The organism is Sphaerotilus sp., from assembly GCF_034519685.1.
GTDB lineage: Bacteria > Pseudomonadota > Gammaproteobacteria > Burkholderiales > Burkholderiaceae_C > Sphaerotilus.
The window spans coordinates 215299-237146 of sequence record NZ_JAXHOF010000003.1; the positions used below are offsets into that span (position 1 = coordinate 215299).

Genomic DNA, 21848 nt, shown 5'->3' on the forward strand with positions numbered 1-21848 from the left:
CAGCCCCACCCGGATCGCCAATCCCCCTCGGACGCCCGCCCTTCCCCGTCATTCCCGCGCAGGCGGGAACCCACCCCCCGCCCCCACCATGCCGTCCTGCCTCTTCAAGCCTGCCCAGACGCTGACGCTGACACTGGCCCTGCTCGCGGCCGTCCCGACCCACGCCGCCGACGCCCCCGCTTCCGCCGCCCCCAAGCCCGCGCTGACCGTCTCCGTCACCACGCCCCAGTCCGGCACGCTGCCCCAGTCGATCGCTGCCAACGGCAGCATCGCGGCGTGGCAGGAGGTCGTCATCGGCGCCGAGACCCAGGGGCTGCGGCTGGTCGAGGTGAATGTGCAGGTCGGTGACCGGGTGAAGAAGGGCCAGCTGCTCGCGCGGCTGCAAAGCGACACGCTCGCCGCCGACCTCGCCGCCACCCAGGCGGGCCTGGCCGAAGCCGAGGCGACGCTCGCCGAAGCGCAGGCCAACGCCGAGCGCGCCCGCGCCCTGCAGCCCAGCGGCGCCCTGAGCGCGCAGCAGATCCAGCAATACACGACCGGCGAAGCCACCGCCCGCGCCCGGCTGCAATCGCTCAAGGCGCGCCTGGCCGCCGACACGCTGCGGCTGAACCAGACCCGCCTCAAGGCGCCCGACGACGGCATCATCAGCGCACGCTTGGCCACGATGGGCGCGATTGCCCAGCCGGGGCAGGAGCTGTTCCGGCTGATCCGCCAGGGCCGGCTGGAATGGCGCGCCGAGGTGCCCGCCGCCGAGCTGCACCGGCTGCAGCCGGGCATGGCGGTCAAGGTCGTGCCGGCCGGCGGCAGCGCGGTCAGCGCCAAGGTGCGCCTGCTCGCCCCGACCGTCGACCCGGTCACGCGCAATGGCCTCGTCTACGTCGACCTGCCCGCAGGCAGCACGGCGCGGTCCGGCATGTTCGCCCGCGGCGAGTTCGTCCTCGGTGAGTCCTCGGCGCTGACGCTGCCACAGACGGCCGTGGTGCTGCGCGACGGCTACAGCTATGTGTTCCGCCTCGTGCAAGGCAACCGCGTGCAGCAGACCAAGGTGCAGGTCGGCCGCCGTCTGGGTGACCGGGTCGAGGTCACCAGCGGACTCGATGCCGCGGCGCAGGTCGTGGCGCAGGGCGGCGGCTTCCTCGCCGATGGCGATGTCGTCAAGGTGGTCAAGGTGGTCACGCCATGAACGTGTCCTCCTGGTCGATCCGCAACCCGATCCCGGCGATCCTGCTGTTCATCCTGCTCACGCTCGGCGGCCTGATGGGCTTCCGGGCGATGACGATTCAGAACTTCCCCGACATCGACCTGCCGACGGTGATGGTGACGGCCGCTCTGCCCGGCGCCGCCCCCGCGCAGCTCGAAACCGAGGTGGCCCGCAAGCTGGAGAACGCCGTCGCCACGCTCAAGGGCGTCAAGCACATCTACACGCTGGTGAACGACGGCTCGGTCACCGTCACGGTCGAGTTCCGGCTGGAAAAACCGACACAGGAAGCCGTGGACGACGTGCGCGACGCGGTGGCGCGGGTGCGCTCGGACCTGCCCGGCGACCTGCGCGACCCGGTGATCCAGAAGATGGACCTGGCCGGCGCACCGATCCTGACCTACACCGTCGCCTCCGACCGGATGGACGACGAGGCACTGAGCTGGTTCGTGGACAACACGGTCACCAAGCAGATGCTGTCGGTGCGCGGCGTCGGCGCGGTGTCGCGGGTGGGCGGCGTGACACGCGAGGTGCGGGTCGAACTCGATCCGGCGCAGTTGCTCGCGCTGAACGCCACCGCGTCGGACGTGTCGCGCCAGTTGCGCCAGGTCCAGCAGGACGCGCCCGGTGGCCGCAGCGACGTGGGCGGCGCCGAACAGGCCGTGCGCACGCTCGCCACCGTGCAAAGCGCCGAGGAACTCGGGCGGCTGGAGATCGCGCTGTCGGATGGCCGCCGTGTCCGGCTGGACCAGATCGCCCGCGTCACCGACACGGTCGCCGAGCCGCGCGCGGTCGCGCTGCTGAACGGCAAGCCGGTGGTCGGCTTCGAGCTGACGCGCTCGAAGGGGGCGGGGGAAGTCGCCATTGCCGCGGACGTGCGCGCCCGGGTCGAGGCACTGCGCCAGAGCCACCCGGAGATCACCTTCACCGAGGCCTTCAACTTCGTCGACCCGGTGCAGGAGGGCTATGACGGCTCGATGATGCTGCTCTACGAGGGCGCGGTGCTGGCGGTGATCGTGGTGTGGTTCTTCCTGCGCGACTGGCGGGCCACGCTGGTGTCGGCGATCGCGCTGCCGCTGTCGGTGATCCCGACGTTCGCGGCGATGTATCTGCTCGGCTTCACGGTCAATGTGGTGACGCTGCTGAGCCTGTCGCTGGTGGTGGGCATCCTGGTGGACGACGCCATCGTCGAGATCGAGAACATCATGCGCCACCTCGCGATGGGCAAGACCCCGTTCGAGGCCGCGATGGAGGCGGCCGACGAGATCGGCATGGCGGTGATCGCGACCACGTTCACGCTGATCGCGGTGTTCCTGCCGGCGGCGTTCATGAGTGGCGTGCCGGGCAAGTTCTTCGTGCAGTTCGGCTGGACGGCGGCGATCGCGGTGTTCTTCTCGCTGGTGGTGGCACGCATGCTGACGCCGATGATGGCCGCCTACCTGCTGCGCCCGCCGAAGCATGTGGAGAAGGATCCACGCTGGATGGGCTGGTATCTGGGCATGGCGAAGTGGTGCCTGCAACACCGCATCGTCACCTCGCTGGCGACGGTGGCGTTCTTCGTCGGCTCGTTCATGCTGGTGCCCTACCTGCCGACCGGCTTCATCCCGCCCGACGACCTGTCGCAGACGCAGGTGACCATCACGCTGCCGCCCGGCTCGACGCTGAAGGAAACGACCGCACTGGCCGAACAGGCGCGCCAGCTGGTCACGCGCAACCCGCACGTCAAGCTGGTCTACACCGCGATCGGTGGCGGTGCGGCGGGTGCGGACCCCTTTGCACCGCAGGGCGCGGCCAGCGTGACCAAGGCCGTGCTGACGATCAACATGACGCCGCGTGACCAGCGCCCCGGCATCAGCAAGCAGGACATCGAAGGCGAGCTGCGCAAGCTGGTCGAGGAATTGCCCGGTGCGCGTGTCAAGGTCGGCTTCGGCGGCTCCAGCGAGAAGTACATCCTCGTGCTGGCGAGCGAAAACGGCGCCGCGCTGTCCGACCACGCCAAGGTGGTCGAGCGCGAGCTGCGCAGCATCCCGGGCATCGGCAACGTCGTGTCCACCTCCAGCCTGGTGCGGCCGGAGCTGATCGTGCGGCCGGACGCGGACCGCGCCGCCGATCTGGGCGTGACGACGGCGGCGATCGCCGACACGCTGCGCGTGGCCACCAGCGGCGACTACGACCAGAGCCTGGCCAAGCTGAACCTGTCACAGCGGCAGGTGCCGATCGTCGTGCGGCTGCCGGCCGAGGCGCGGGCGGACCTGGAACTGCTGGGCCGGCTGCCGGTGCCGGGCGCGCGCGGGCCGGTGCCGCTGTCGAGTGTCGCGACGCTGGAGATGGCGAGCGGCCCGGCGCAGATCGACCGCTACGACCGCCAGCGCAACATCAACTTCGAGATCGAGCTGAACGGCGTGCCGCTCGGCGAGGTCGAGCGGCTGGCACAGGCGCTGCCGAGCCTGCAGCAACTGCCGCCCGGCGTGATGCAGACGACGGTGGGTGACGCCGAGGCGATGGCCGAGCTGTTCCAGAGCTTCTCGCTGGCGATGCTGACGGGCGTGCTGTGCATCTACATCGTGCTGGTGCTGCTGTTCAAGGACTTCATCCAGCCGGTGACGATCCTGGCGGCGCTGGTGCTGTCGATCCCGGGCGCGTTCCTGGCGCTGTTCGTCACGCACACGGCGCTGTCGATGCCGTCGATGATCGGCCTCATCATGCTGATGGGCATCGCGACGAAGAACTCGATCCTGCTGGTGGACTATGTCGTGCTGGCGCGGCGCGACCATGGGCTGAGCCGCTGGGACGCCGTGCTCGACGCCTGCCACAAGCGGGCGCGGCCGATCATCATGACGACGATCGCGATGGGCGCGGGGATGATGCCGATCGCGCTCGGGCTGGGGGTGGACCCGAGTTTCCGGGCGCCGATGGCGATCGTGGTGATCGGCGGGCTGATCACGTCCACGTTCCTGAGCCTGCTGGTGATTCCGGTGGTGTTCACCTATGTGGACGACGGGATGGCGCTGGCGGGGCGGCTGTTGCGCCTCACCAGCCGGCAGCCAGCCCGTCCCGCCTAGGATCACTCGCCGCGACATAGCCCTCCACCGCCGGATCGCCCAACCGCCAGATGAACTGCCCCGCGCCGAAGTCCTGGTAGGTGTCGCTGATGACCTCCAGTTGGTGGCCGCGGGCGGCCAGACCCTGCACGGTCGCGGCTGGCATCGTCGCCTCGACGTTGAGCGACAGGCCGGCGTTGCAGCGCCAGCGCGGCGCGTCGCAGGCGGTCTGCGGGTTCTGGTGGTGGTCGAGCATGCGCACGAGAGTCTGCACATGGCCCTGTGGCTGCATGTGGGCGCCCATCACGCCGAAGCCCATGACCGGCTGCCCGTCGCGGCTCAGGAAGCCCGGGATGATGGTGTGGAACGGCCGCTTGCCCGGCGCCACCACGTTGGCGCTGCGCGGGTCGAGGCTGAAGGCATGGCCGCGGTTCTGCAGGCTCAAGCCGTACTCGGGCAGCACCACGCCCGAGCCGAAGCCCATGTAGTTGCTCTGGATGAAGCTGACCATCATGCCGCGCTCGTCGGCGGCGGTGAGGTAGATGGTGCCACCCTTGACCGGCTGGCCGGCGCCGAAGTCCTGGGCGCGCTGCGGATCGATCAGGCGGGCACGTTCGCGCAGGTAGCCGGGGTCGAGCAGGTCGGCGGCGCTGACGGCCATGCTCGCCGGCTCGGCGACGAAGCGGTAGACATCGGCGAAGGCGAGCTTCATCGCCTCGATCTGCAGGTGCTGCCCCTCCGCGCCATCGACGGGCAGGCTGGCGAGGTCCACATCCCCGTGCTGCAGCAGGCCCAGGGCGATCAGCGCGGCGAGGCCCTGGCCGTTGGGCGGGATCTCGTGCAGGGTGTGGCCGCGGTAGTCCTGCTGGATCGGCGTCACCCACTCGGGGGCGAAGCCGGCCAGGTCCGCCAAGGTCAGCGCCCCGCCCTGCGCAGCGGATGCCCGGGCCAGCGCCTCGGCGATCTCTCCTTCATAGAACGCCCGGCCCCTTGTCGCGCCGATCGCCCGCAAGGCCCGCGCCGCGCCCGGCATTGCAAAGCGCTCGCCGACCATGGGCGCACGGCCATGCGGCAGGAACACGTCGGCGAACCCGGGCTGGCGTGTCAGGGCGTCGAGCGTGGCCGCGGCGGCCCATTTCTGCTGCACGACGACGGGCACGGCGTAACCCCGCTCGGCCACCTCGGCGGCCGGGGCCATCAGCGCGTCGAAGGGCAAGCGGCCGAACCGCGCCGACAACGCCGCCCATCCCGCCACCGCGCCCGGCACGGTCACGGCGTCCCAGCCGCGCACCGGGGGGGCGGTGGCGTCCGGGGCGTGGCGGCGGCGGAAGTGGTCGAGGGTCCACGCCTGGGGGGCCGGGCCGGAGGCGTTGAGTCCGTGCAGCTGCTGGCCGTCCCACAGGATGCAGAACGCATCGGACCCGAGCCCGTTGCTGCACGGCTCGACGATGGTCATCACCGCGGCGGCGGCCACGGCGGCGTCGACCGCGTTGCCCCCTTCGGCCAGCATGCGCAGACCGGCCTGCGCGGCCAGCGGGTGGGAGGTGGCGACGACATTGCGGGCGAACACCGGCAGGCGGGCGCTGGGGTACGGGGCCGCGTAGTCGAAGGGGGCGTGGGTGGGCATGGGGCGGGTGTCCTTTCGGCGGGCGGGCTGGTGGTCGTGCGCGGGGATCAGCCGCCGATGGGCGAGCAGAGTTCCACCAGCGTGCCATCCGGACAGCGGACATGCGACACCGTCTGGCCCCAGGGCTTGGCCTCGGGCGGGTTGAGTTCGGTGGCGCCGGCGGCCAGCGCCTTCGCGTGGGCCTCGGCGACGTGGGGCGTCACCAGGGCCAGCTCGAAACCCAGCGGCCGGGCCGATGCACTGGCCGCCACGAACCCGGCCGGGAAGTTCATCTGCGCTAGTGCCAGCGAGGCAAACGCGAGCGTGGTGTCCCCGGTGTCGAGTTCGCCGTAGTCGCCGGCTTCGTGCAGGAAACGGCGGGACAGGCCGAATGCGCGCTCGAAAAAGGACAGGGATTGGGCGACGTCGGGGACGTAGACGATGGTGTAGCCGAGTTTCATGGGGGGTCAACTCCGTGCGAGACAGTCGATTGCGCGTGCTGCGCAACCTCACCAGACGCGCCCAGCAACTCGGCATGGCGCTCGTGCCCGTCGAACCAGTCGCCAAGATCGCCTGACGGACTCATGAATACCTCATCTGATGGCTGACGATGGCTAACGCCCAGGTTAACCGGGAAAAATGCGGAGCATTTTTTCTGCGTTGAACCGCCAGTTATGTCCTGATGCCAGATGCGCAGACCAAGGCACAACTCATTCATAGTGCGACCACATGCGTAGAACCTTGACGATTCGCTGTTCTTGCAGCACTTCATAAACGAGACGATGCTGAATGTTGATTCGCCGTGAATAGGCACCGGATAGATCGCCGACCAGCTTCTCGTATGGTGGCGGGTTTTGAAATGGGTTTTCCTTGATGATGGCCAAGAGTTCTTGGGCTTTGGCCTTCAGTCCACTTGCAGCGATTTTCTGCGCGTCCTTTTGGGCATGCTTGGTGTAAACGACTTCCCAACTCACCAGTCAAGCTCCTTCGAGCAGGCATCGATCGGTTCGGCCATTCCTTCTTTGATGGACTCGCGCATACCAGGAACAGAAAGCAGATAAAGCGTTTCCTGAATTGCTTGCCAGTCCTCAGCCGCCAAAAGCACAGCGTCGTGGCGCTTGCCTGCAATGGTGATTGGCTGATGCGACTCTGCTGCCTGATCCATCAAGCGGTAGAGGTTGGCGCGTGCTTCGCTAGCGGAGAGTGTTTGCATGAGGAACTCCTAAGTTGCAAAGCGTACGTCAATTGGTACGCAATGTCAATCCCAGAGCTTTTGGCCCGCTGAGTCGGCTATGTGCGCTTATGAAAAGGCCGATGCGTTCGACACCGAACTGCACCGTATTACCGGCCGATCCCTGAGCTGGACGAGTGGATTCGGCGGCGCGTGCGGATGTGCTACTGGAAACAGTGGCGCTGGGCGCGCACCAAGATTCGCCACATGGTAAATCTGGGTGTGGCGCTCAAGGCCGCCATCCAGCATGGCGTCAGCAGCCCAGGGCAATTGCATCATCGTGTCTATCAGTAACAAGCCCATTCGCTGGCTGATTCAGGCACTCACGGTCACGCGGACGTCAGGCCAAAGAGCATCTCCAGGTAGTCAGGGCTCCAGGAGGCCCGCTTGTGCTTGAGCTTGACGCTGGCCTTGGTCGATTTCTCCTTCTTGATCAGGTTGAGCGTAAGCGTTCCGCGAAGTCGTCTTGTGGAGAAGGCCGGGATGGCGTAAGCGCACACGAGTCCACGCCATTTCAAGTGGACACGTATGCACTGCGCAATTTGAATTGATTGAGTCGGGTTGAATTCCTGGGACGACGAATTCAGCCGTCAGCCGTCAGCCGTTCAGTCGTCAGCAGGTCTGAGGCTGCCAGCGATGGGGGAGCAGCTCCGCCACCCGTGATGCCTTGTGCGTGGGCAGGCGTGTGAGCACGTCCTGGAGGTAGCGATAGGGATCGAGTCCGTTGAGCTTGGCGCTCTGGATCAGACTCATCACCGCGGCCGCGCGCTGGCCAGCCAGCAGCGTGCCGGCGAACAGCCAGTTCTTCCTGCCAGTGGCCCAGGGCCGGATCTGCCGCTCGTCAAAGTTGTTGTCGATCGGCAGGGCGCCATCGTCCAGATAGCGCGTCAGCGCCGCCCAGCGTCTGAGGCTGTAGTCGATGGCCTTGGCCGTGGCCCCGCCATCGGTCACGCGCAGCCGCTGCGCCTGCAGCCATTCGTGCCACTGCCGGGCGATCGGCACGGCCTGGCTCTGTCGCCGTGCAAGCCGCTGCCCGGCTGTCAGCTCCCTGACCTCGCGCTCGATGCCGTAGAGCTGCCCGATGTACTGCAGGGCGGTGGCCGCCAGCTCGCTCTTGTTGGCCTGGTGCAACTCCACGAACTTGCGCCGCGCGTGCGCCATGCAGCCCACCTCCAGCACGCCCTTGGCGAACAGCGCCTTGTAGCCGCTGAAGTCATCGCACACCAGCGCCCCCTGCCAGTCGCCCAGGAAGTCGCGGGCGTGCTGGCCCGAGCGGGAGTCCGCGAAGTCGTAGACCACCGCCTTCAGCTCGCCCAGCTCCCCGGCCGCATAGGCCCACAGGTACGCCCGCTGCGTCTTGCCCGTGCCAGGGGCCAGCATGGCCACCGGCGTCTCGTCGGCATGCACCACAGCGCCCTGCAGCACTTCATGCTTGAGCGCGTCCACCAGTGGCTGCAGCCGCACGCCGCACACGCCCACCCAGGAAGCCAGCGTCGAGCGGGCAATGCCCAGCCCCGCCCGCTCGAAGATGGTCTCCTGTCGGTACAGCGGCAGGTGGTCGGCATACTTGGCCACCAGCACGTGCGCCAGCAGGCCCGGCGTGGGGATGCCCTTGTCAATGACCGCCGCCGGGATCGGCGCCTGCACCAGGCGCTGGCAGTGTGCACAGGCCCACTTGCCCCGGAGGTGGCGCTCCACCGTGAACACGCCGGGCGTGTAGTCGAGCTTCTCGCTCACGTCCTCGCCGATGCGCTTGAGTTCGCAGCCGCAGCCCGGTGTGGTGCACACGGTGGTGTCCGGTTCGTGGCGGATCTCGCGGCGCGGCAGGTGCGCCGGCAGCGGCGCACGCTTCGGGCGCAGCACCTCTGGCACGGGCCTGCTGGATGACTCGCACAGCTCCACCAGCTCCTGCTCCAGCGCGGCGATGTCGGCCGCCACCGATTCCTCGAACAGGTGTCGCTGCTCGTCACCCAGCTTCTCGCTCTTGACGCCGAACTTCAGTCGGCGTAGCTGCGCGATCTCGGCGCTGAGCATGTCGATCCTGGCGTCCTTGAACACCAGGGTCTGGGCGTCGGACTCGATGCGCACCAGAAGCTGCGTGGTCAGCTCGCGCAACGCCTGCGCCGACATCCCCTCCAGGGTCTCGGCGTTCAGGTGTGGCAGGGCTGCATGCATGGCCGCCAGTCTGCCGCGACCCACGCCATCGATCCAGTCGGGCATCTGCGCATTGCCTTTGCACCCCAAGGCCCGCAAGCCTTCACACCACCGTGATCACTCCGGTATCGCCCACGCGCTGCCAGGCCACGCCCAGGATCAGCGCACTCAACTGGCTGGTGCTCAGTGGCTGACCCACCTGCGCATGCCCGTGCGGCCAGACGAACTTGCCCCGGTGCAGCCGCCGTGCGGCCAGCCACAGGCCCACCCCGTCATGCACCAGCACCTTCATCCGCGTGGCCCGTGCGTTGGCAAACACGTAGGCGTGGTGCGGGCGCGCCTCCCCGAACACCCCCACCACCCGCGCCAGCGTCGTGTCGAACCCCGCTCTCATGTCCAGCGGCGCCGTGGCCAGCCACACCGCGTCGATGCGGATCATCGGCCCCAGTCCTTCAGCGCCTGCAGGCACTGCCCGGCCGCCGACAGCGGCCAGTACAGCGTGAGCACCTGCGCACCGCTGCGCAGCTCCAGCCGAATCTCTGCAGCCGCAGGCGCGGCCGACTGCACCACCGGCAGTGACACGAATGCCGGTACCGCACTCGCTGCGCCAGCTTCCTCGGCAGGCGCGACCAGATCCGGGCCTGCCACCTCTTCGCCTCTCGACAGCGCCACCCAGCGACGCACCAGATTGGCGTTCAGCCCGTTGGCCAGCGCCACCGCAGCGGTGGAGACGCCCGGCTCTTCGCATGCCGCCACGATCTGCGCCTTGAACGCTTCGCTGTAGCGGCCTCGCCGCCGTCCGGGTGATGGCAAATTGATTTGTGATGTGTCCATGTGTCCATCTCCATTTTGATGGACACCATCGTCATCGCTGTGCTGTTGCTGCGCCAGATGACTTTGCGGAACGCTTACGGTCATTCATCCAGAGGCCGATCCGACACTACGGGCCATGGGGGAACGCGGCGACATCATCCGCACCATGCAGCGCGCCATGAGCGGCCAGCAGCGTGAGTTGGCCGTGTTCCAGCCTGGCGCGGATGGCCACACCATCGTAGGCCGCGTCGCCGCTAACTGTCATGAACCGTGCGGTTCACTCTGGATGATGGAAGAGACTTGGGGTGTGCGGGGCGGCGTGGGTAGAGGTCGGTCAATTCTTTGATGGCACTTCGACCGCGATCGCTAACTTGACCCGCTGCCGACCACTCGTACCCAGGATTGCCTGCGAGCGTTGCTTGTTCCCGTTGGGGTCAAGTACGCCTGACAGCCCACATTAAAGAGAGCCGCCGGGCTTGCCCGGCAGGCCGTTGGTCGGCGGCACCTGCGTCGCCCCGCACGCTTGTGATTGTTAATCAAGCTGCAGGAGAGCCGACGATGGATTTGACCCCGATGCACAAGCGCGTGATGGCGCTGGACGTTCACCAGGCCAAGATCACGGCGTGCGCCGTTGTCGAACACGACGACGGCCGTGTGGAGGTGACCAAGCTGGACTTTGGTGCCTTCAAACGCGATCGCCGGGCCTTGGCCCAGTGGGCGCTGCAGATCAGGCCCGAGGTGGTGGTGATGGAGAGTGAGCGGCCAGCCAATCCCCCTTGAATGAGCCTGTTCGGACAGAGACGATGGTGTCCACCTGAACTGACTGGTGGACGACATGAACGAGCAAAGCCCGATCCGAAGAAAGCACAGCGCCGAGTTGAAGGCTCGGGTACTCGGCGAGTGCCGGGAACCCGGGGCGTCGATCGCGGCGGTGGCGTTGGCCCACGGCCTGAACGCCAATCTGGTGCGCAAGTGGCTGGCGGGACGAGGGCTGGGCCGCCCGAACCTGGAGTCGGCCTGTCGTGGTCCAATTTAAACGGACACCTCGATAGGGGATTTTTGACCCGAAGAGGAAAACATGACAGACATGAGCAAACAACCGCGAAGAAAGTTCGACCCGGCCTTCAAGCTGCAGGTGGTGCGGATGATTCGAGAACAGAACGTGAGCCTGAGCCAGGTGTGCCGGGACATGGACCTGGTGGACAGCGCGGTGCGACGCTGGGTAGAACAGTACGACGCGGAGCAGGCGGGTGGGCCCGGGCAGGGCAAGCCGTTGACGGGCGACCAGCAGCGCATACGCGAGTTGGAGGCCGAGAACCGTCGCCTCAAGGAGGACGTCACGCTGTTAAAAAAAGCGTCTGCCTTCTTTGCCCGGGAACTGCGGTGACCTACGAGGTGATCAAGCAGGCGGCGAAGAAGGCCGAGGTGAGCAGGCTGTGCGCACTGCTGGAGGTCAGCCGCTCGGGGTTCTACGCCTGGCGGGTGCGTACCGGTCGACCCGAGGCCGTGTGCGCCACCGGTGTGCGGCTGAAGGCGGCGTTCGAGGCCAGCGGGCGCTGCTATGGCAGCCGCCGGCTCACGGCCGCGCTGCGTTCGCAGGGTGTCGAGGTCGGCCGCCACCGGGTGCGCACGCTCATGAGGCGCCACGCCCTGCAGGCCCGCTGGCGGCGCAAGTTCGTCCACACCACTGACAGTCGGCACGATCTGGCCGTGGCCGACAACGTGCTCGACCGGCAGTTCCAGCCCACCGCCCCCGACCGGGCCTGGGTGTGCGACATCACCTACATCCGCACCCGCAGCGGCTGGCTTTACCTGGCCGCCGTGCTCGACCTGTACTCGCGCAAGATCGTCGGCTGGGCCTGCGCGCCGAGCATGCCTGCCGAGTTGGTCTGCTCGGCCCTGCACATGGCCCTGAGCGTGCGCCGGCCTGCGCCCGGGCTCATCGTCCACTCTGACCGCGGCAGCCAGTACGCCAGCCTCGTCCACCGAGCCATGCTCCAGCAACACGGCATCGTTTGCAGCATGAGTCGCCGGGCAAACTGCTGGGACAACGCCGTCATGGAGCGCTTCTTCCTCAGCCTCAAGACCGAACGTGTCTGGCAGCGTGACTATGCCAACCACGCCGAGGCGGCCTCCGACATCGCCGACTACATCGTGCGCTTCTACAACCCTGTGCGCCTGCACTCCACCCTGGGCTATCTCTCCCCGGCTGACTTCGAGCGCCTGTCCGCCTGAACCCGCTTTTTACCTATCGGACTGTCCGAAAAAACTTGACCACGACAGCCGAGCTGGAGCCGCCGTCGTTGGCCATGAGGGCGGCGGTGAACGGTGCGCCGGGGGCTGGCCGGGCGCCGCAGGGGTCGTTCGTGGCGCTGCAGATGCCCGATGCCGGCGCGCAGGCGATCCAGATCGAGCTGAGCAGCGGCGAGCGGCGGCTGACGGTGAGCTGGCCGCAAGCGCAGGCCCAGGCGTGTGCGGCGTGGCTGCGCGAGCTGGCGGCCGGGGTGACGAAGTGATCCGGATCGACGCGCTGTGGGCGTGCACGGCGCCGGTGGACATGCGCTCGGGTGCGGACCGGCTGCTGGCGTGTGTGGTGCAGACGCTGGGGGCGGCGCAGGCCCACCACGGCTACCTGTTCGCCAACGCGAGGGGCACGCGCATCAAGCTGCTCGTCCATGACGGCTGGGGGGTGTGGTGTGCGGCACGGCGGCTCAACGCGGGGCACTTCGTGTGGCCGCGGGGGCTGGAGTCGAGCACCCCGCTGGCCCTGACGCAGGAGCAGTTCGATGCGCTGATCGTGGGGCTGCCGTGGCAGCGGCTGCACGAGCAGCGGGTGATCACGCGGGTGTGAGCGGATGGCGGGTGCGCAATTGCTGAAGTTGCCGATGGCGGGGCTGGCCTCGTGCGGGCAGCATGGGCGCATGCATGACATGGACACACTGCAGAGCCGAGATCTGAAGGACCTGACGCCACAGGCCCTTCAGGCGCTGGCGCAGCAACTGCTGGTGCGTGTGCAGCAGCAGGCACGCGAGATCGCCCGGCGCGATGGCGAGATCGTGTGGCGGGACGCGAAGATCGAGAAGATCACGTTCGAGCTGGCGCGGCTCAAGCGCTGGAAGTTCGGCGCGTGCACCGAGGCGATGGATGCGCAGCAGCGACAGCTCTTCCTGGACACGCTCGTGGAGGACGAGGCGGAACTGCAGGCGCAGCTCGCCGAGTTGCAGGCTCGACTGCCTGTGCCGGCGGCAGCGGTCGAGAAGGCGCCCAAGCCGCCGCGCCGCCAGGCGCTGCCCGAGCACCTGCGCCGCGTGGAGCATCGCCACGAGCCGGCCGACACCCACTGTCCGGCCCCGGGCTGCGGCGAGCCGATGACCCGGGTGGGCGAGGACGTGAGCGAGCGGCTGGACATCGTGCCGGCGGAGTTCTTCGTGCACCGGCACATCCGGGGCAAGTGGGTGTGCCGGTGCTGTCAGCGCCAGGGCGAGGAGCGCCTGGTGCAGGAGCCCGCCGAGGTGCAGCTCATCGAACGGGGCATCCCGGCCAGCGGGCTGGTGGCCTACACGCTCATCAGCCGGTTCGCCGACCACGTGCCGTACTACCGGCAGGAGGCGATCAATGCGCGCTCGGGCGTGCACACCCCGCGCTCGACGCTGGCCTCGTGGGCCGGTCAGGCCGGCGCGGCGCTGCACCCGCTGTACGAGGCGCTCAAGCGCTTCGTGCTGGGCAGCGCGGTCGTGCAGGCCGACGAGACGACGGTGGCCATGCTGGACCCGGGGGCGGGCAAGACCAGAAAGGCCTACGTCTGGGCCTATGCACGCGGGGAGTTCGACCCCCAGCCCGGCGTGGTCTACGAGTTCTGCCTGGGCCGGGGCGGCAAGTACCCGCTGGCCTTCCTGGGCGGGCTGCCCAGTCCGCCCGGCAGCCAGACCGACCCGCCCGCCGAGAACCGCAAGCCACCCTGGAGCGGCACGCTCGTGTGCGACCGCTATGGCGGCTATGACGCGGTGCTCGACCCCAAGGTCTTCCCGCAGCGCGTCTCGGCGGCCTGCGCCGCGCATGCCCGGCGCAAGTTCGACGAACTCGCCAAGTCCGGCAAGAGCACCCTGGCCACCCAGGCGATCGTGCGCTTCGCGGCGATCTACCATGCCGAGAAGTCGTTCGCCGGCATGGACGGCCCGACCCGCACGACGGCCCGCAAAAGCATCACCGCGCCGCTGTGGCAGGAGCTGCACACCTGGCTCAAGCTCGAACGCGGTCGTGTCGTCGATGGCGGCGCCACCGCCAACGCCATCGACTACAGCCTCAACCACTGGCCAGCGCTGACGCGCCACCTGCTCGACGGGGCGTTACCCATCGACAATAACTACCTCGAACGCCAGATCAAGCCCTGGGCCATGGGCCGCAAGGCCTGGTTGTTCTGTGGCAGCGAACTCGCCGGCCAGCGCGCGGCCGTGGTCATGAGCCTGGTGCAGTCGGCCAAGCTCAATGGGCTCGAACCCTGGGCCTATCTGCGCGACGTGCTCGATCGACTGCCCACCCACCTCAACAGCCGCATCGACGACTTGCTGCCCCATCGCTGGCAGCCTCTGCAAACCACGGACTGATCAGGGGCGCCTGACGGGGGATCGCTGGCCGCTCACGATGGAGAGCACGGGGGTGTACTGGAAGAGCCCGTTCGCGGCGCTGGAGGCGGTGGGGATCATCGCGTGGGTGGTCAACGCACGGCATGTCAAGGCCGTGCCCGGTCGCAAGACCGACATGGCCGATGCGCAGTGGCTGGCCACGCTGGCGCGTGCGGGGTTGTTGCGCGCGTCGTTCATCCCGCCCAAGGATTTCCGCGAGTTGCGTCTGGTGGCGCGTCAGCGCCAGAAGCTGGTGGGCATGTGCAGCGCCGAGAAGAACCGGCTGCACAAGGTGCTGGTGGATGCGGGCATCCGCATCAACGTGGTGGTGGCCGACGTGCATGGCGCCAGCGCCCGGGCGATGGTCAAGGCGTTGATTGCGGGTCAACCCATGCAAGAGGTGCTGGACAAGAAGGGCCGGCTGCGCGCCAGCCGCGAGGCGTTGTTCGAGGCGCTGAGCACCGAGCAGTTCAGCGCCGTTCATCGCTTTGTGGCCGATGAGATCATGCAGCACATCGAGCAGATCGAGCAGCGCATCAATCGCATGGACCAGTACCTGCTGGACGGCCTGAAAGCGTGGCAGCCGCAGCTCAACCTGCTGCAGACCATCCCCGGCATCGACATCCAGGGCGCGGCCATGCTGCTGGTGGAGATCGGGGCCGACATGAGCGTCTTCGGCAGCGCCGAGCGGCTGGCCTCGTGGGTGGGCATCTGCCCGGGCAACAACGAGAGCGCGGGCAAACGCAAGACCGGGCGCATCCGCAAGGGCAACGCCTGGGTGCGCCGGCTGCTGTGCGAATTCGCTCAGGCAGCGGCCCGAACGCGCTGCGCGCTGAAGGCCAAGTTCGACGCCTTGAACATCCGCAAAGGCCACAAGAAGTCCATCGTTGCGCTGGCGCACAAGATGCTGCGAACGCTGTACGCCATGCTGGCCAGTGGTACCCACTACCAAGACAGGACGATTGACTACGAAGCGCTGAGCGTGGCCAAAAACGCCCCGCGCTGGATCAAGATGCTGCGCAAGCACGGCTTCATCGCCGAGCCAGCGACTGCCTGATTCACCCAACCGTCGCCGCTGCACGCGTACCGGCCAGCTTCAGGCCAGGGATCGGTACGTTCGCTCGATGTTGTCTTCCACATTAAAGGGCTGGCAGACGAGCTGTACGACAAGGGCTATCTGGTCATCGACGGGACTGACGGCAAGGCTCACTACGTTGCTCTGCCACCGAGGTCGGAACTTGAGCAATACCCCACAGGCGCAGTGGTGGAAGTGAAAGGTTCTCCCGACGTGCGCGCGGCAGACCGGAACATCGCCGCGCTGTCGGAGAACGGCATCTATCGCACCGACCATCACCTAGCGCTCGCCCAAGGTCAGGCCACGCCCAATCGCGACCCGCGCGAGGTGGTGGCCGCGCATGTGCGCCGGCTCGAAGCCCTGCGCCGCGCCGGCATCGTGGAGCGCGAGGCCGAAGGCGTTTGGCGCATACCCGGTGACCTGGCCGAACAAGGCCGCCAATATGATGTCCAGCGCCTGGGCGGTGGCGTGGCGGTGGTACTGAAGTCGCACCTGCCCATCGAGCGGCAGACCCGCGTGATCGGCGCGACCTGGCTGGATCAGCAGTTGATCAGCGGTGACCAGGGACTGGGCGACCTGGGCTTCGGTGCAGAAACCAAGGCAGCCCTTCAACAACGTGCCGCCTTTCTCATTAAGCAAGGGATCGCACACCAGAAGGGTACGCACACCGTTCTGCCACGCGACCTGCTGACTACGCTTCGCGAGCAGGAGCTAGCAAACGCTGCGCAGGACATAGAAGCTGCTACCGGTCACCCATACCGTCCAGCGACGGAAGGTCAACGCGTCTCGGGTATCTATCGGCGCAGCGTTCAGCTGTTCAGTGGACGATATGCCGTCCTTGACGACGGTGTTGGATTCAGCATGGTGCCGTGGAGGCCTTCACTTGATCGGCATCTCGGCCACCCCCTTGTCGTCACAAGCAGGGGAAACTCGGTGAGCTTCGAGGTAGTACGCGGGCTCAATAGATGAAGCAAGTAGCACACTCGTTGCTGTTCAATACAAGAGCACCTTAGTCACCGGTTCTCGAAACGGTACGAAACCAGCGACTCGCCCAGGTCGTCTGCCAACAGGACTTTGCTCGCCGGCGGAAAGGCACGCTGAACGCAGTCAGCCCTTGGACAGACACGGCATCCCGGACCGATGGGCACCACATCCCGCGGCTGCTGAGGGTCGATGCCATCGGCGTAAACCAGCTCACGGGCGTGTGACAGCTCACAACCCAGGCCAATCGCGAATAGCTTGCGCCGTGACCGGAAACCGCCACCACCCCGTCCCGTGGTGCGAGCAATGCCGAAGAAGCGCATGCCGTCCGGCATCTCCAGCACCTGGGTGAGGATGCGCTCGGGTTGTGCAAAGGCCTCGTGCACATGCCACAGCGGGCATGCCCCGCCATGGCGCGCAAAGTGGAAGGCGGCGGCACTCTGACGTTTGGAAATATTGCCGGCCTGATCCAGCCGCACGAAGTAGAACGGCACGCCCCGGGCCCCAGCGCGCTGCAGGGTTGAGAGCCGGTGGCACACCGTCTCGAACCCCACATGAAAGCGCTGCTGCAGCAGCTCGATGTCGTAGCGGAACCGTCTCGCAGCGTTCAGAAAGTCGCCATAGGGCAGCAGTACCGAACCTGCAAAGTAGTGCGCGAACCCCTGCCGCGCCAGCGCCTGGGTGGCGGGGTCGGTGAAGCCACCCTCGCGCAGTTCGTCGTCGATGGTCTGCCGATGTGCCAGCAGGGCGAACTGGGTGGCCATCTGGAAGGTCTGCTGGGCGTCGCTCAGGCCCGCCGGCAACGCCAGCCTGCGTCCGGCGACGTCGAGGCGACGCAGCCAAGTACTGGCCAGTTCGTCGCCCATGGTTACCACATCCAGGCCGCAACGATCGCGCAGCAGCTCGCGCAGCGCCGGTGCTCGCTGGCCGGGTTCCAGCGTCAGCTCGGCGGCCAGCGACTCCCCCAGTCGGTCCAGCGCGTCCAGGTAGTTGTTGCGACGGTTGAAATGGTCGCGCACCTCCTCGTGCGGCAAGGGCACAGCGGCTTCGTGACGCGGACCCTCGCCCGGCACGCCGCCGCCCTGCTCACCGTAAAAGCGGTCGATGGTCTGCGCGTATTCCTCCTGCAGCCGGGCGTGCCGCTGATAAAGGGTCAGAAAGACGTCCACCAGTTCGGGAGCCTGCTCGACCAATCGCGACAGCGCAGCCGGCGGCACAGGGTCGGCACGCAGAGTACGGTCGTGTAGCGCGCAGTCCAGCTCGGCCAGTTGACGCCGGTCCTGCTCCTCGGAGAACTGGCCCACATCACCGCCAAAGACCTCGGCCAGCTTCAGCAGCACCGACGCGGTCACCGGCCGCTGATTGTTCTCGATCTGGCTCACGTAGCTCAGTGACAGCGACAGGCGCTGTGCCAGGTGCCCCTGGCTCCAGCCGTTCTGCTCGCGCAGCTTGCGCACGCGGGGTCCCACAAAGAGCTTCCGGGCTCCACTCATTTTGCAAACTTCACAAAATTCAATTCAAACATGCAAACGAATTTGCAACTTTTTCTTTTCACATCAATAACCTATTGTTGATTGTGAAACTAGCGGATAGATTCTCTGTGAAATTTCGTTCGCCGTCGAGCGGCTCTTTTTCCAGGAGACACAATGTCCAATTCCCTCATTCCCCAGGTGCCGCTGTTCATCAACGGCGAGTTCGTACAGTCCCGCACGACGCAGTGGCGCGACGTGGTCAATCCGGCCACACAGGAGGTGCTGGCGCGCGTGCCGCTGGCCACGCCCGACGAAGTCAACGCGGCCGTGGCCTGCGCTACCGAAGCGTTCAAGACCTGGCGCAAGACGCCCATCGGCACCCGCGCGCGCATCTTCCTGAAGTACCAGCAGCTGATCCGCGAGAACATGAAGTCGCTCGCCGCCACCCTCACGGCCGAACAGGGCAAGACCCTGGCCGACGCCGAAGGTGATGTGTTTCGCGGACTGGAGGTGGTGGAGCACGCCGCCGCCATTGGCAACCTGCAACTCGGCGAACTGGCGATGAACGTGGCTGGCGGTGTCGATACCTACACCCGGCTGCAGCCGCTGGGGGTGTGCGCTGGCATCACGCCGTTCAATTTCCCGGCCATGATCCCGCTGTGGATGTTCCCGATGGCCATCGCCTGCGGCAACACCTTCGTGCTCAAGCCCTCTGAGCAGGACCCCATGGTCACCATGGAACTGGTGAAGCTGGCACACGACGCGGGCCTTCCCAAGGGCGTGCTCAACGTCGTGCACGGTGCGGCCGAGGTGGTGGATGCGATCTGTGACCACCCGGACATCAAAGCGGTCTCCTTCGTTGGCTCGACCAAGGTCGGCACGCATGTGTACAACCGCTCCTCGCTGGCAGGCAAGCGCGTGCAGTGCATGATGGGCGCGAAGAACCACGCCATCGTCCTGCCTGACGCGCACAAAGAGCAGACCCTCAACGCCCTGGTCGGCGCCTCATTCGGCGCAGCCGGCCAACGCTGCATGGCCACTTCGGTAGTGGTGCTGGTGGGTGAGGCCCAGCAGTGGACTGCCGACTTGGTGACCAAAGCCAAACGCCTGAGCATCGGAAACGGCCGCGACAACCCCGACTTGGGCCCGGTGATTTCGTGCACGGCCAAGGACCGCATCGAGGGTCTGATCGCCCGTGGGGTGGAAGAAGGCGCCACGCTGGAACTCGACGGCCGCCTGCCCGAACTGCCCGGGGCCCTGCGCGAGGGCAACTTCGTGGCGCCCACCATCTTCTCTGGTGTCAAGCCCGGCATGGCGGTCTACGAACAGGAAATCTTCGGCCCGGTGCTCTGCCTGGTGGCTGCGGCCACCCTGGACGAGGCCATCGCCCTGATCAATGCCAACCCCAACGGCAACGGCACGGCCATCTTCACGCAGTCGGGCGCCGCCGCGCGCAAGTTCGAGGAAGAGATCGACGTTGGCCAGGTGGGCGTGAACGTACCCATCCCGGTGCCCGTGCCCATGTTCTCGTTCACCGGCTCGCGTGCGTCCAAACTCGGCGACCTGGGCCCTTACGGCAAGCAGGTGGTGACCTTCTACACCCAGACCAAGACCGTGACCGCACGCTGGTTCGAGGACGACGTCTCGACCGGTGTTAACACCACCATCAGCCTGCGCTGACCAGCCGGGTCTGCCATGAACTTCGAGCTGAACGAGGAACAGTCCGCGTTCCAGCAGGCAGCGCGCGACTTCGCCACGAACGAACTGGCCCCGCGCGCGGCCGAATGGGACGCACGGGGACATTTCCCGAAGGACGTGATCGCACAGGCCGGTGCACTGGGCTTCTGCGGCCTGTACGCCGACAGCGCCTACGGGGGCCTCGGGCTCTCGCGCCTGGACGCCACCGTGGTGTTCGAGGAACTGGCCGCCGCCTGCCCTTCGACGGCGGCCTTCATCACCATCCACAACATGGCCACCTGGATGGTCACGGCCTTTGCACGCCAGGACGTGGCCAGCCGCTGGGGGCCGATGCTGGCCAGTGGACAGGGCCTCGCGTCCTACTGCCTGACCGAGCCGGGCGCCGGCTCAGACGCGGCCTCGCTCAAGACCACGGCCCGGCGTGACGGTGACAGCTATGTGCTCAACGGCAGCAAGGCCTTCATCTCCGGCGCCGGCAGCACGGACGCGCTGGTGGTGATGTGCCGCACCGGAGGCCCAGGCGCGGCCGGCATATCGGCCTTGCTGGTGGGCGCCGACAGCCCCGGCATCCAGTACGGAAAAAAGGAAGAGAAGATGGGCTGGAACAGCCAGCCCACGCGCACCATCAGCTTCGACCAGGTGCGGGTGCCCGTTTCGCACCTACTGGGTCAAGAAGGCGAAGGCTTCAAGATCGCCATGAAGGGCCTGGACGGCGGGCGCATCAACATCGCCACCTGCTCGGTCGGCGCAGCCCAAGGGGCGCTGACCGCTGCACAGCGCTACATGCACGAGCGGCGCCAATTCGGCAAACCGCTGGCAGCCTTCCAGGCGCTGCAGTTCAAGCTGGCCGACATGGCCACCGAACTGGTGGCCGCGCGCCAGATGGTGCGCCTGGCCGCCAGCCGGCTGGACCACCGGCACCCTGACGCCACCACCTACTGCGCCATGGCCAAGCGCCTGGCCACCGACATCGGCTTCGAGGTCTGCAACCAGGCGCTGCAGATCCACGGCGGCTATGGCTACATCCGCGAATACCCGCTGGAGCGGCTGCTGCGCGACTCGCGCGTGCACCAGATCCTTGAAGGCACCAACGAAATCATGCGGGTGATCGTCGCCCGCCGCATGTTGCAAGACCACGCCACGGAGACCATTCGATGACTGAACCTACCTATGCAGGGCTGTTGCTTGAAAAGCGCGGCCACACCGCCATCGTGACCCTGAACAACCCGCCCGCCCACACTTGGACGGACCACAGCCTGTCCGCCCTGACCCGGCTGGTCCAAGACCTGGAAACCGACCGCGACGTCTATGCACTGGTCATCACCGGCGCTGGCGAGAAGTTCTTCAGTGCAGGCGCCGACCTCAAACTGTTCGCCCCCACCGCCACCGGCACCGACAAGGCCACGGCCGCCACCATGGCGCGCCGCTTTGGCGAGGCGTTTGAAACACTGGCCGCATTTCACGGCGTGAGCATCGCGGCCATCAACGGATACGCCATGGGTGGCGGGCTTGAATGCGCACTGGCCTGCGACCTGCGCGTGGCCGAAGAGCACGCCGTCATGGCGCTGCCCGAAGCCTCGGTCGGCCTGCTGCCCTGCGCGGGCGGCACGCAGTGGCTGGCCTGGAACGTGGGTGAGGCCTGGGCCAAGCGCATGGTGCTACTGGGTGAGCGCGCCGACGCCGCCACCGCGCAGCGCATCGGCCTGGTTGATGAGGTGGTGCCAAGGGGACAGGCGCTGGAACGCGCCCTGGCGCTGGCCGAGAAGGTGGGCCAACAAAGCCCCAGCGCCGTGCGCGCCTGCAAGCGGTTGATCCAGGGCGCGCGACACGGGTCGCCACAGCAGACGCTGGTGGCCGAGCGCGAGGCATTCATCGACCTGTTCGACACCGCAGACCGCAGCGAAGGTGTGTCGGCCTTCCTGGAAAAGCGGCCACCGCAGTGGAAGAACGGGTGATG

The 21848-nt window shown here is 67.1% G+C and carries 19 protein-coding genes and 5 pseudogenes; 15 read left to right on the forward strand and 9 right to left on the reverse strand.

Annotated features, from left to right (window positions below; genetic code table 11):
* Positions 1-88 precede the first annotated feature (88 nt).
* Together U5O44_RS04555 and U5O44_RS04560 are read left to right on the forward strand one after the other, a co-directional pair.
* On the forward strand, positions 89-1183 hold the full coding sequence (locus U5O44_RS04555; RefSeq protein WP_322587284.1) for an efflux RND transporter periplasmic adaptor subunit: 1095 nt from the start codon (positions 89-91) through the stop codon (positions 1181-1183).
* Positions 1180-4260, forward strand: coding sequence for an efflux RND transporter permease subunit (locus tag U5O44_RS04560; protein WP_322587285.1), 3081 nt, complete (start codon positions 1180-1182; stop codon positions 4258-4260). Before U5O44_RS04555 ends, U5O44_RS04560 begins: the two co-directional genes overlap by 4 nt.
* Here the strand turns inward: U5O44_RS04560 and U5O44_RS04565 are convergent.
* From U5O44_RS04565 to U5O44_RS04580, 4 genes are all read right to left on the reverse strand, one after another.
* Positions 4229-5866 carry a gamma-glutamyltransferase family protein gene (locus tag U5O44_RS04565; RefSeq protein WP_322587286.1) on the reverse strand — a complete coding sequence of 546 codons (1638 nt, stop codon included), beginning with the start codon at positions 5864-5866 and terminating at the stop codon, positions 4229-4231. The two genes, U5O44_RS04560 and U5O44_RS04565, sit on opposite strands and share 32 nt — an antisense overlap.
* Positions 5867-5913: 47 nt before the next feature.
* Positions 5914-6306: a VOC family protein gene (locus U5O44_RS04570; protein WP_322587287.1), complete on the reverse strand. Its 393-nt coding sequence runs from the start codon at positions 6304-6306 to the stop codon at positions 5914-5916.
* A 249-nt stretch (positions 6307-6555) separates the two neighbouring features.
* The gene (locus tag U5O44_RS04575) at positions 6556-6819 is read right to left on the reverse strand and encodes a Txe/YoeB family addiction module toxin (protein ID WP_322587288.1); all 264 of its coding nucleotides are present in this window, start codon (positions 6817-6819) and stop codon (positions 6556-6558) included.
* On the reverse strand, positions 6816-7058 hold the full coding sequence (locus tag U5O44_RS04580) for a type II toxin-antitoxin system Phd/YefM family antitoxin (RefSeq protein WP_322587289.1): 243 nt from the start codon (positions 7056-7058) through the stop codon (positions 6816-6818). Before U5O44_RS04580 ends, U5O44_RS04575 begins: the two co-directional genes overlap by 4 nt.
* A gap of 123 nt (positions 7059-7181) precedes the next feature.
* On the opposite strand from U5O44_RS04580, the pseudogene U5O44_RS23010 reads away from it, so the two are divergent.
* Positions 7182-7370: pseudogene (locus tag U5O44_RS23010) on the forward strand (group II intron maturase-specific domain-containing protein); the annotation flags it as partial.
* 35 nt (positions 7371-7405) lie between these two features.
* Here U5O44_RS23010 and U5O44_RS04585 read toward each other — a convergent pair.
* The 4 genes from U5O44_RS04585 to U5O44_RS04600 form a co-directional block, all read right to left on the reverse strand.
* Positions 7406-7576, reverse strand: coding sequence for a hypothetical protein (locus tag U5O44_RS04585; RefSeq protein WP_322587290.1), 171 nt, complete (start codon positions 7574-7576; stop codon positions 7406-7408).
* A gap of 112 nt (positions 7577-7688) precedes the next feature.
* A complete protein-coding gene (gene tnpC / locus U5O44_RS04590) occupies positions 7689-9251 on the reverse strand; it encodes an IS66 family transposase (protein ID WP_322587291.1) in 1563 nt (520 codons plus the stop codon).
* An 82-nt stretch (positions 9252-9333) separates the two neighbouring features.
* Positions 9334-9669: an IS66 family insertion sequence element accessory protein TnpB gene (tnpB, locus tag U5O44_RS04595; RefSeq protein WP_322587292.1), complete on the reverse strand. Its 336-nt coding sequence runs from the start codon at positions 9667-9669 to the stop codon at positions 9334-9336.
* Positions 9666-10064 carry a transposase gene (locus tag U5O44_RS04600; protein ID WP_322587293.1) on the reverse strand — a complete coding sequence of 133 codons (399 nt, stop codon included), beginning with the start codon at positions 10062-10064 and terminating at the stop codon, positions 9666-9668. Before U5O44_RS04600 ends, tnpB (U5O44_RS04595) begins: the two co-directional genes overlap by 4 nt.
* A gap of 82 nt (positions 10065-10146) precedes the next feature.
* Here U5O44_RS04600 and U5O44_RS04605 point away from each other — a divergent pair.
* The 9 genes and pseudogenes from U5O44_RS04605 to U5O44_RS04645 all read left to right on the forward strand — a co-directional run.
* Positions 10147-10299: pseudogene (locus U5O44_RS04605) on the forward strand (DUF3363 domain-containing protein); the annotation flags it as partial.
* Between the two features lie 302 nt (positions 10300-10601).
* Positions 10602-10799 (forward strand): annotated as a pseudogene (locus tag U5O44_RS04610) (IS110 family transposase); the annotation flags it as partial.
* Between the two features lie 79 nt (positions 10800-10878).
* Positions 10879-11079 carry a transposase gene (locus tag U5O44_RS04615; protein WP_322587294.1) on the forward strand — a complete coding sequence of 67 codons (201 nt, stop codon included), beginning with the start codon at positions 10879-10881 and terminating at the stop codon, positions 11077-11079.
* A gap of 42 nt (positions 11080-11121) precedes the next feature.
* Positions 11122-12278 (forward strand): IS3 family transposase gene (locus U5O44_RS04620; protein WP_416222125.1). Its coding sequence is split into 2 segments (ribosomal slippage): positions 11122-11404 and positions 11404-12278, totalling 1158 coding nucleotides; the frame shifts between segments, so codons are not numbered across the junction.
* A gap of 35 nt (positions 12279-12313) precedes the next feature.
* On the forward strand, positions 12314-12559 hold the full coding sequence (locus U5O44_RS04625) for a hypothetical protein (protein WP_322587296.1): 246 nt from the start codon (positions 12314-12316) through the stop codon (positions 12557-12559).
* Positions 12556-12894: an IS66 family insertion sequence element accessory protein TnpB gene (tnpB, locus tag U5O44_RS04630; protein WP_322587297.1), complete on the forward strand. Its 339-nt coding sequence runs from the start codon at positions 12556-12558 to the stop codon at positions 12892-12894. The genes U5O44_RS04625 and tnpB (U5O44_RS04630) overlap by 4 nt, the downstream gene beginning before the upstream one ends.
* Positions 12895-13099: 205 nt before the next feature.
* Positions 13100-14647 carry an IS66 family transposase gene (gene tnpC, locus U5O44_RS04635; protein ID WP_416222154.1) on the forward strand — a complete coding sequence of 516 codons (1548 nt, stop codon included), beginning with the start codon at positions 13100-13102 and terminating at the stop codon, positions 14645-14647.
* A gap of 31 nt (positions 14648-14678) precedes the next feature.
* A pseudogene (locus U5O44_RS04640) lies at positions 14679-15722 on the forward strand (IS110 family RNA-guided transposase); the annotation flags it as partial.
* An 84-nt stretch (positions 15723-15806) separates the two neighbouring features.
* Positions 15807-16709, forward strand: a pseudogene (locus tag U5O44_RS04645) (DUF3363 domain-containing protein); the annotation flags it as partial.
* A gap of 44 nt (positions 16710-16753) precedes the next feature.
* On the opposite strand, the gene U5O44_RS04650 reads toward U5O44_RS04645, so the two are convergent.
* Positions 16754-18178, reverse strand: a complete 1425-nt coding sequence (locus U5O44_RS04650; protein WP_322587299.1) for a helix-turn-helix domain-containing protein — start codon at positions 18176-18178, stop codon at positions 16754-16756.
* Positions 18179-18367: 189 nt separating this feature from the next.
* Between U5O44_RS04650 and U5O44_RS04655 the strand changes: the two genes are divergently transcribed.
* From U5O44_RS04655 to U5O44_RS04665, 3 genes are read left to right on the forward strand one after another with little or no spacing between them, the layout of a single operon-like run.
* Positions 18368-19873 carry a CoA-acylating methylmalonate-semialdehyde dehydrogenase gene (locus U5O44_RS04655; protein ID WP_322587300.1) on the forward strand — a complete coding sequence of 502 codons (1506 nt, stop codon included), beginning with the start codon at positions 18368-18370 and terminating at the stop codon, positions 19871-19873.
* Between the two features lie 15 nt (positions 19874-19888).
* On the forward strand, positions 19889-21049 hold the full coding sequence (locus tag U5O44_RS04660; protein ID WP_322587301.1) for an acyl-CoA dehydrogenase family protein: 1161 nt from the start codon (positions 19889-19891) through the stop codon (positions 21047-21049).
* Positions 21046-21846, forward strand: coding sequence for an enoyl-CoA hydratase (locus tag U5O44_RS04665; RefSeq protein ID WP_322587302.1), 801 nt, complete (start codon positions 21046-21048; stop codon positions 21844-21846). The genes U5O44_RS04660 and U5O44_RS04665 overlap by 4 nt, the downstream gene beginning before the upstream one ends.
* Positions 21847-21848: the final 2 nt, after the last annotated feature.

Coding starts and splice junctions, on each gene's coding strand:
- U5O44_RS04555 (WP_322587284.1), top strand. CDS start 89: ATGCCGTCCTGCCTCTTCAAGCCTGCCCAGACGCTGACGCTGACACTG.
- U5O44_RS04560 (WP_322587285.1), top strand. CDS start 1,180: ATGAACGTGTCCTCCTGGTCGATCCGCAACCCGATCCCGGCGATCCTG.
- U5O44_RS04565 (WP_322587286.1), bottom strand. CDS start 5,866: ATGCCCACCCACGCCCCCTTCGACTACGCGGCCCCGTACCCCAGCGCC.
- U5O44_RS04570 (WP_322587287.1), bottom strand. CDS start 6,306: ATGAAACTCGGCTACACCATCGTCTACGTCCCCGACGTCGCCCAATCC.
- U5O44_RS04580 (WP_322587289.1), bottom strand. CDS start 7,058: ATGCAAACACTCTCCGCTAGCGAAGCACGCGCCAACCTCTACCGCTTG.
- tnpC (WP_322587291.1), bottom strand. CDS start 9,251: ATGCATGCAGCCCTGCCACACCTGAACGCCGAGACCCTGGAGGGGATG.
- tnpB (WP_322587292.1), bottom strand. CDS start 9,669: ATGATCCGCATCGACGCGGTGTGGCTGGCCACGGCGCCGCTGGACATG.
- U5O44_RS04600 (WP_322587293.1), bottom strand. CDS start 10,064: ATGGACACATCACAAATCAATTTGCCATCACCCGGACGGCGGCGAGGC.
- U5O44_RS04615 (WP_322587294.1), top strand. CDS start 10,879: ATGAACGAGCAAAGCCCGATCCGAAGAAAGCACAGCGCCGAGTTGAAG.
- U5O44_RS04655 (WP_322587300.1), top strand. CDS start 18,368: ATGTCCAATTCCCTCATTCCCCAGGTGCCGCTGTTCATCAACGGCGAG.
- U5O44_RS04660 (WP_322587301.1), top strand. CDS start 19,889: ATGAACTTCGAGCTGAACGAGGAACAGTCCGCGTTCCAGCAGGCAGCG.
- U5O44_RS04665 (WP_322587302.1), top strand. CDS start 21,046: ATGACTGAACCTACCTATGCAGGGCTGTTGCTTGAAAAGCGCGGCCAC.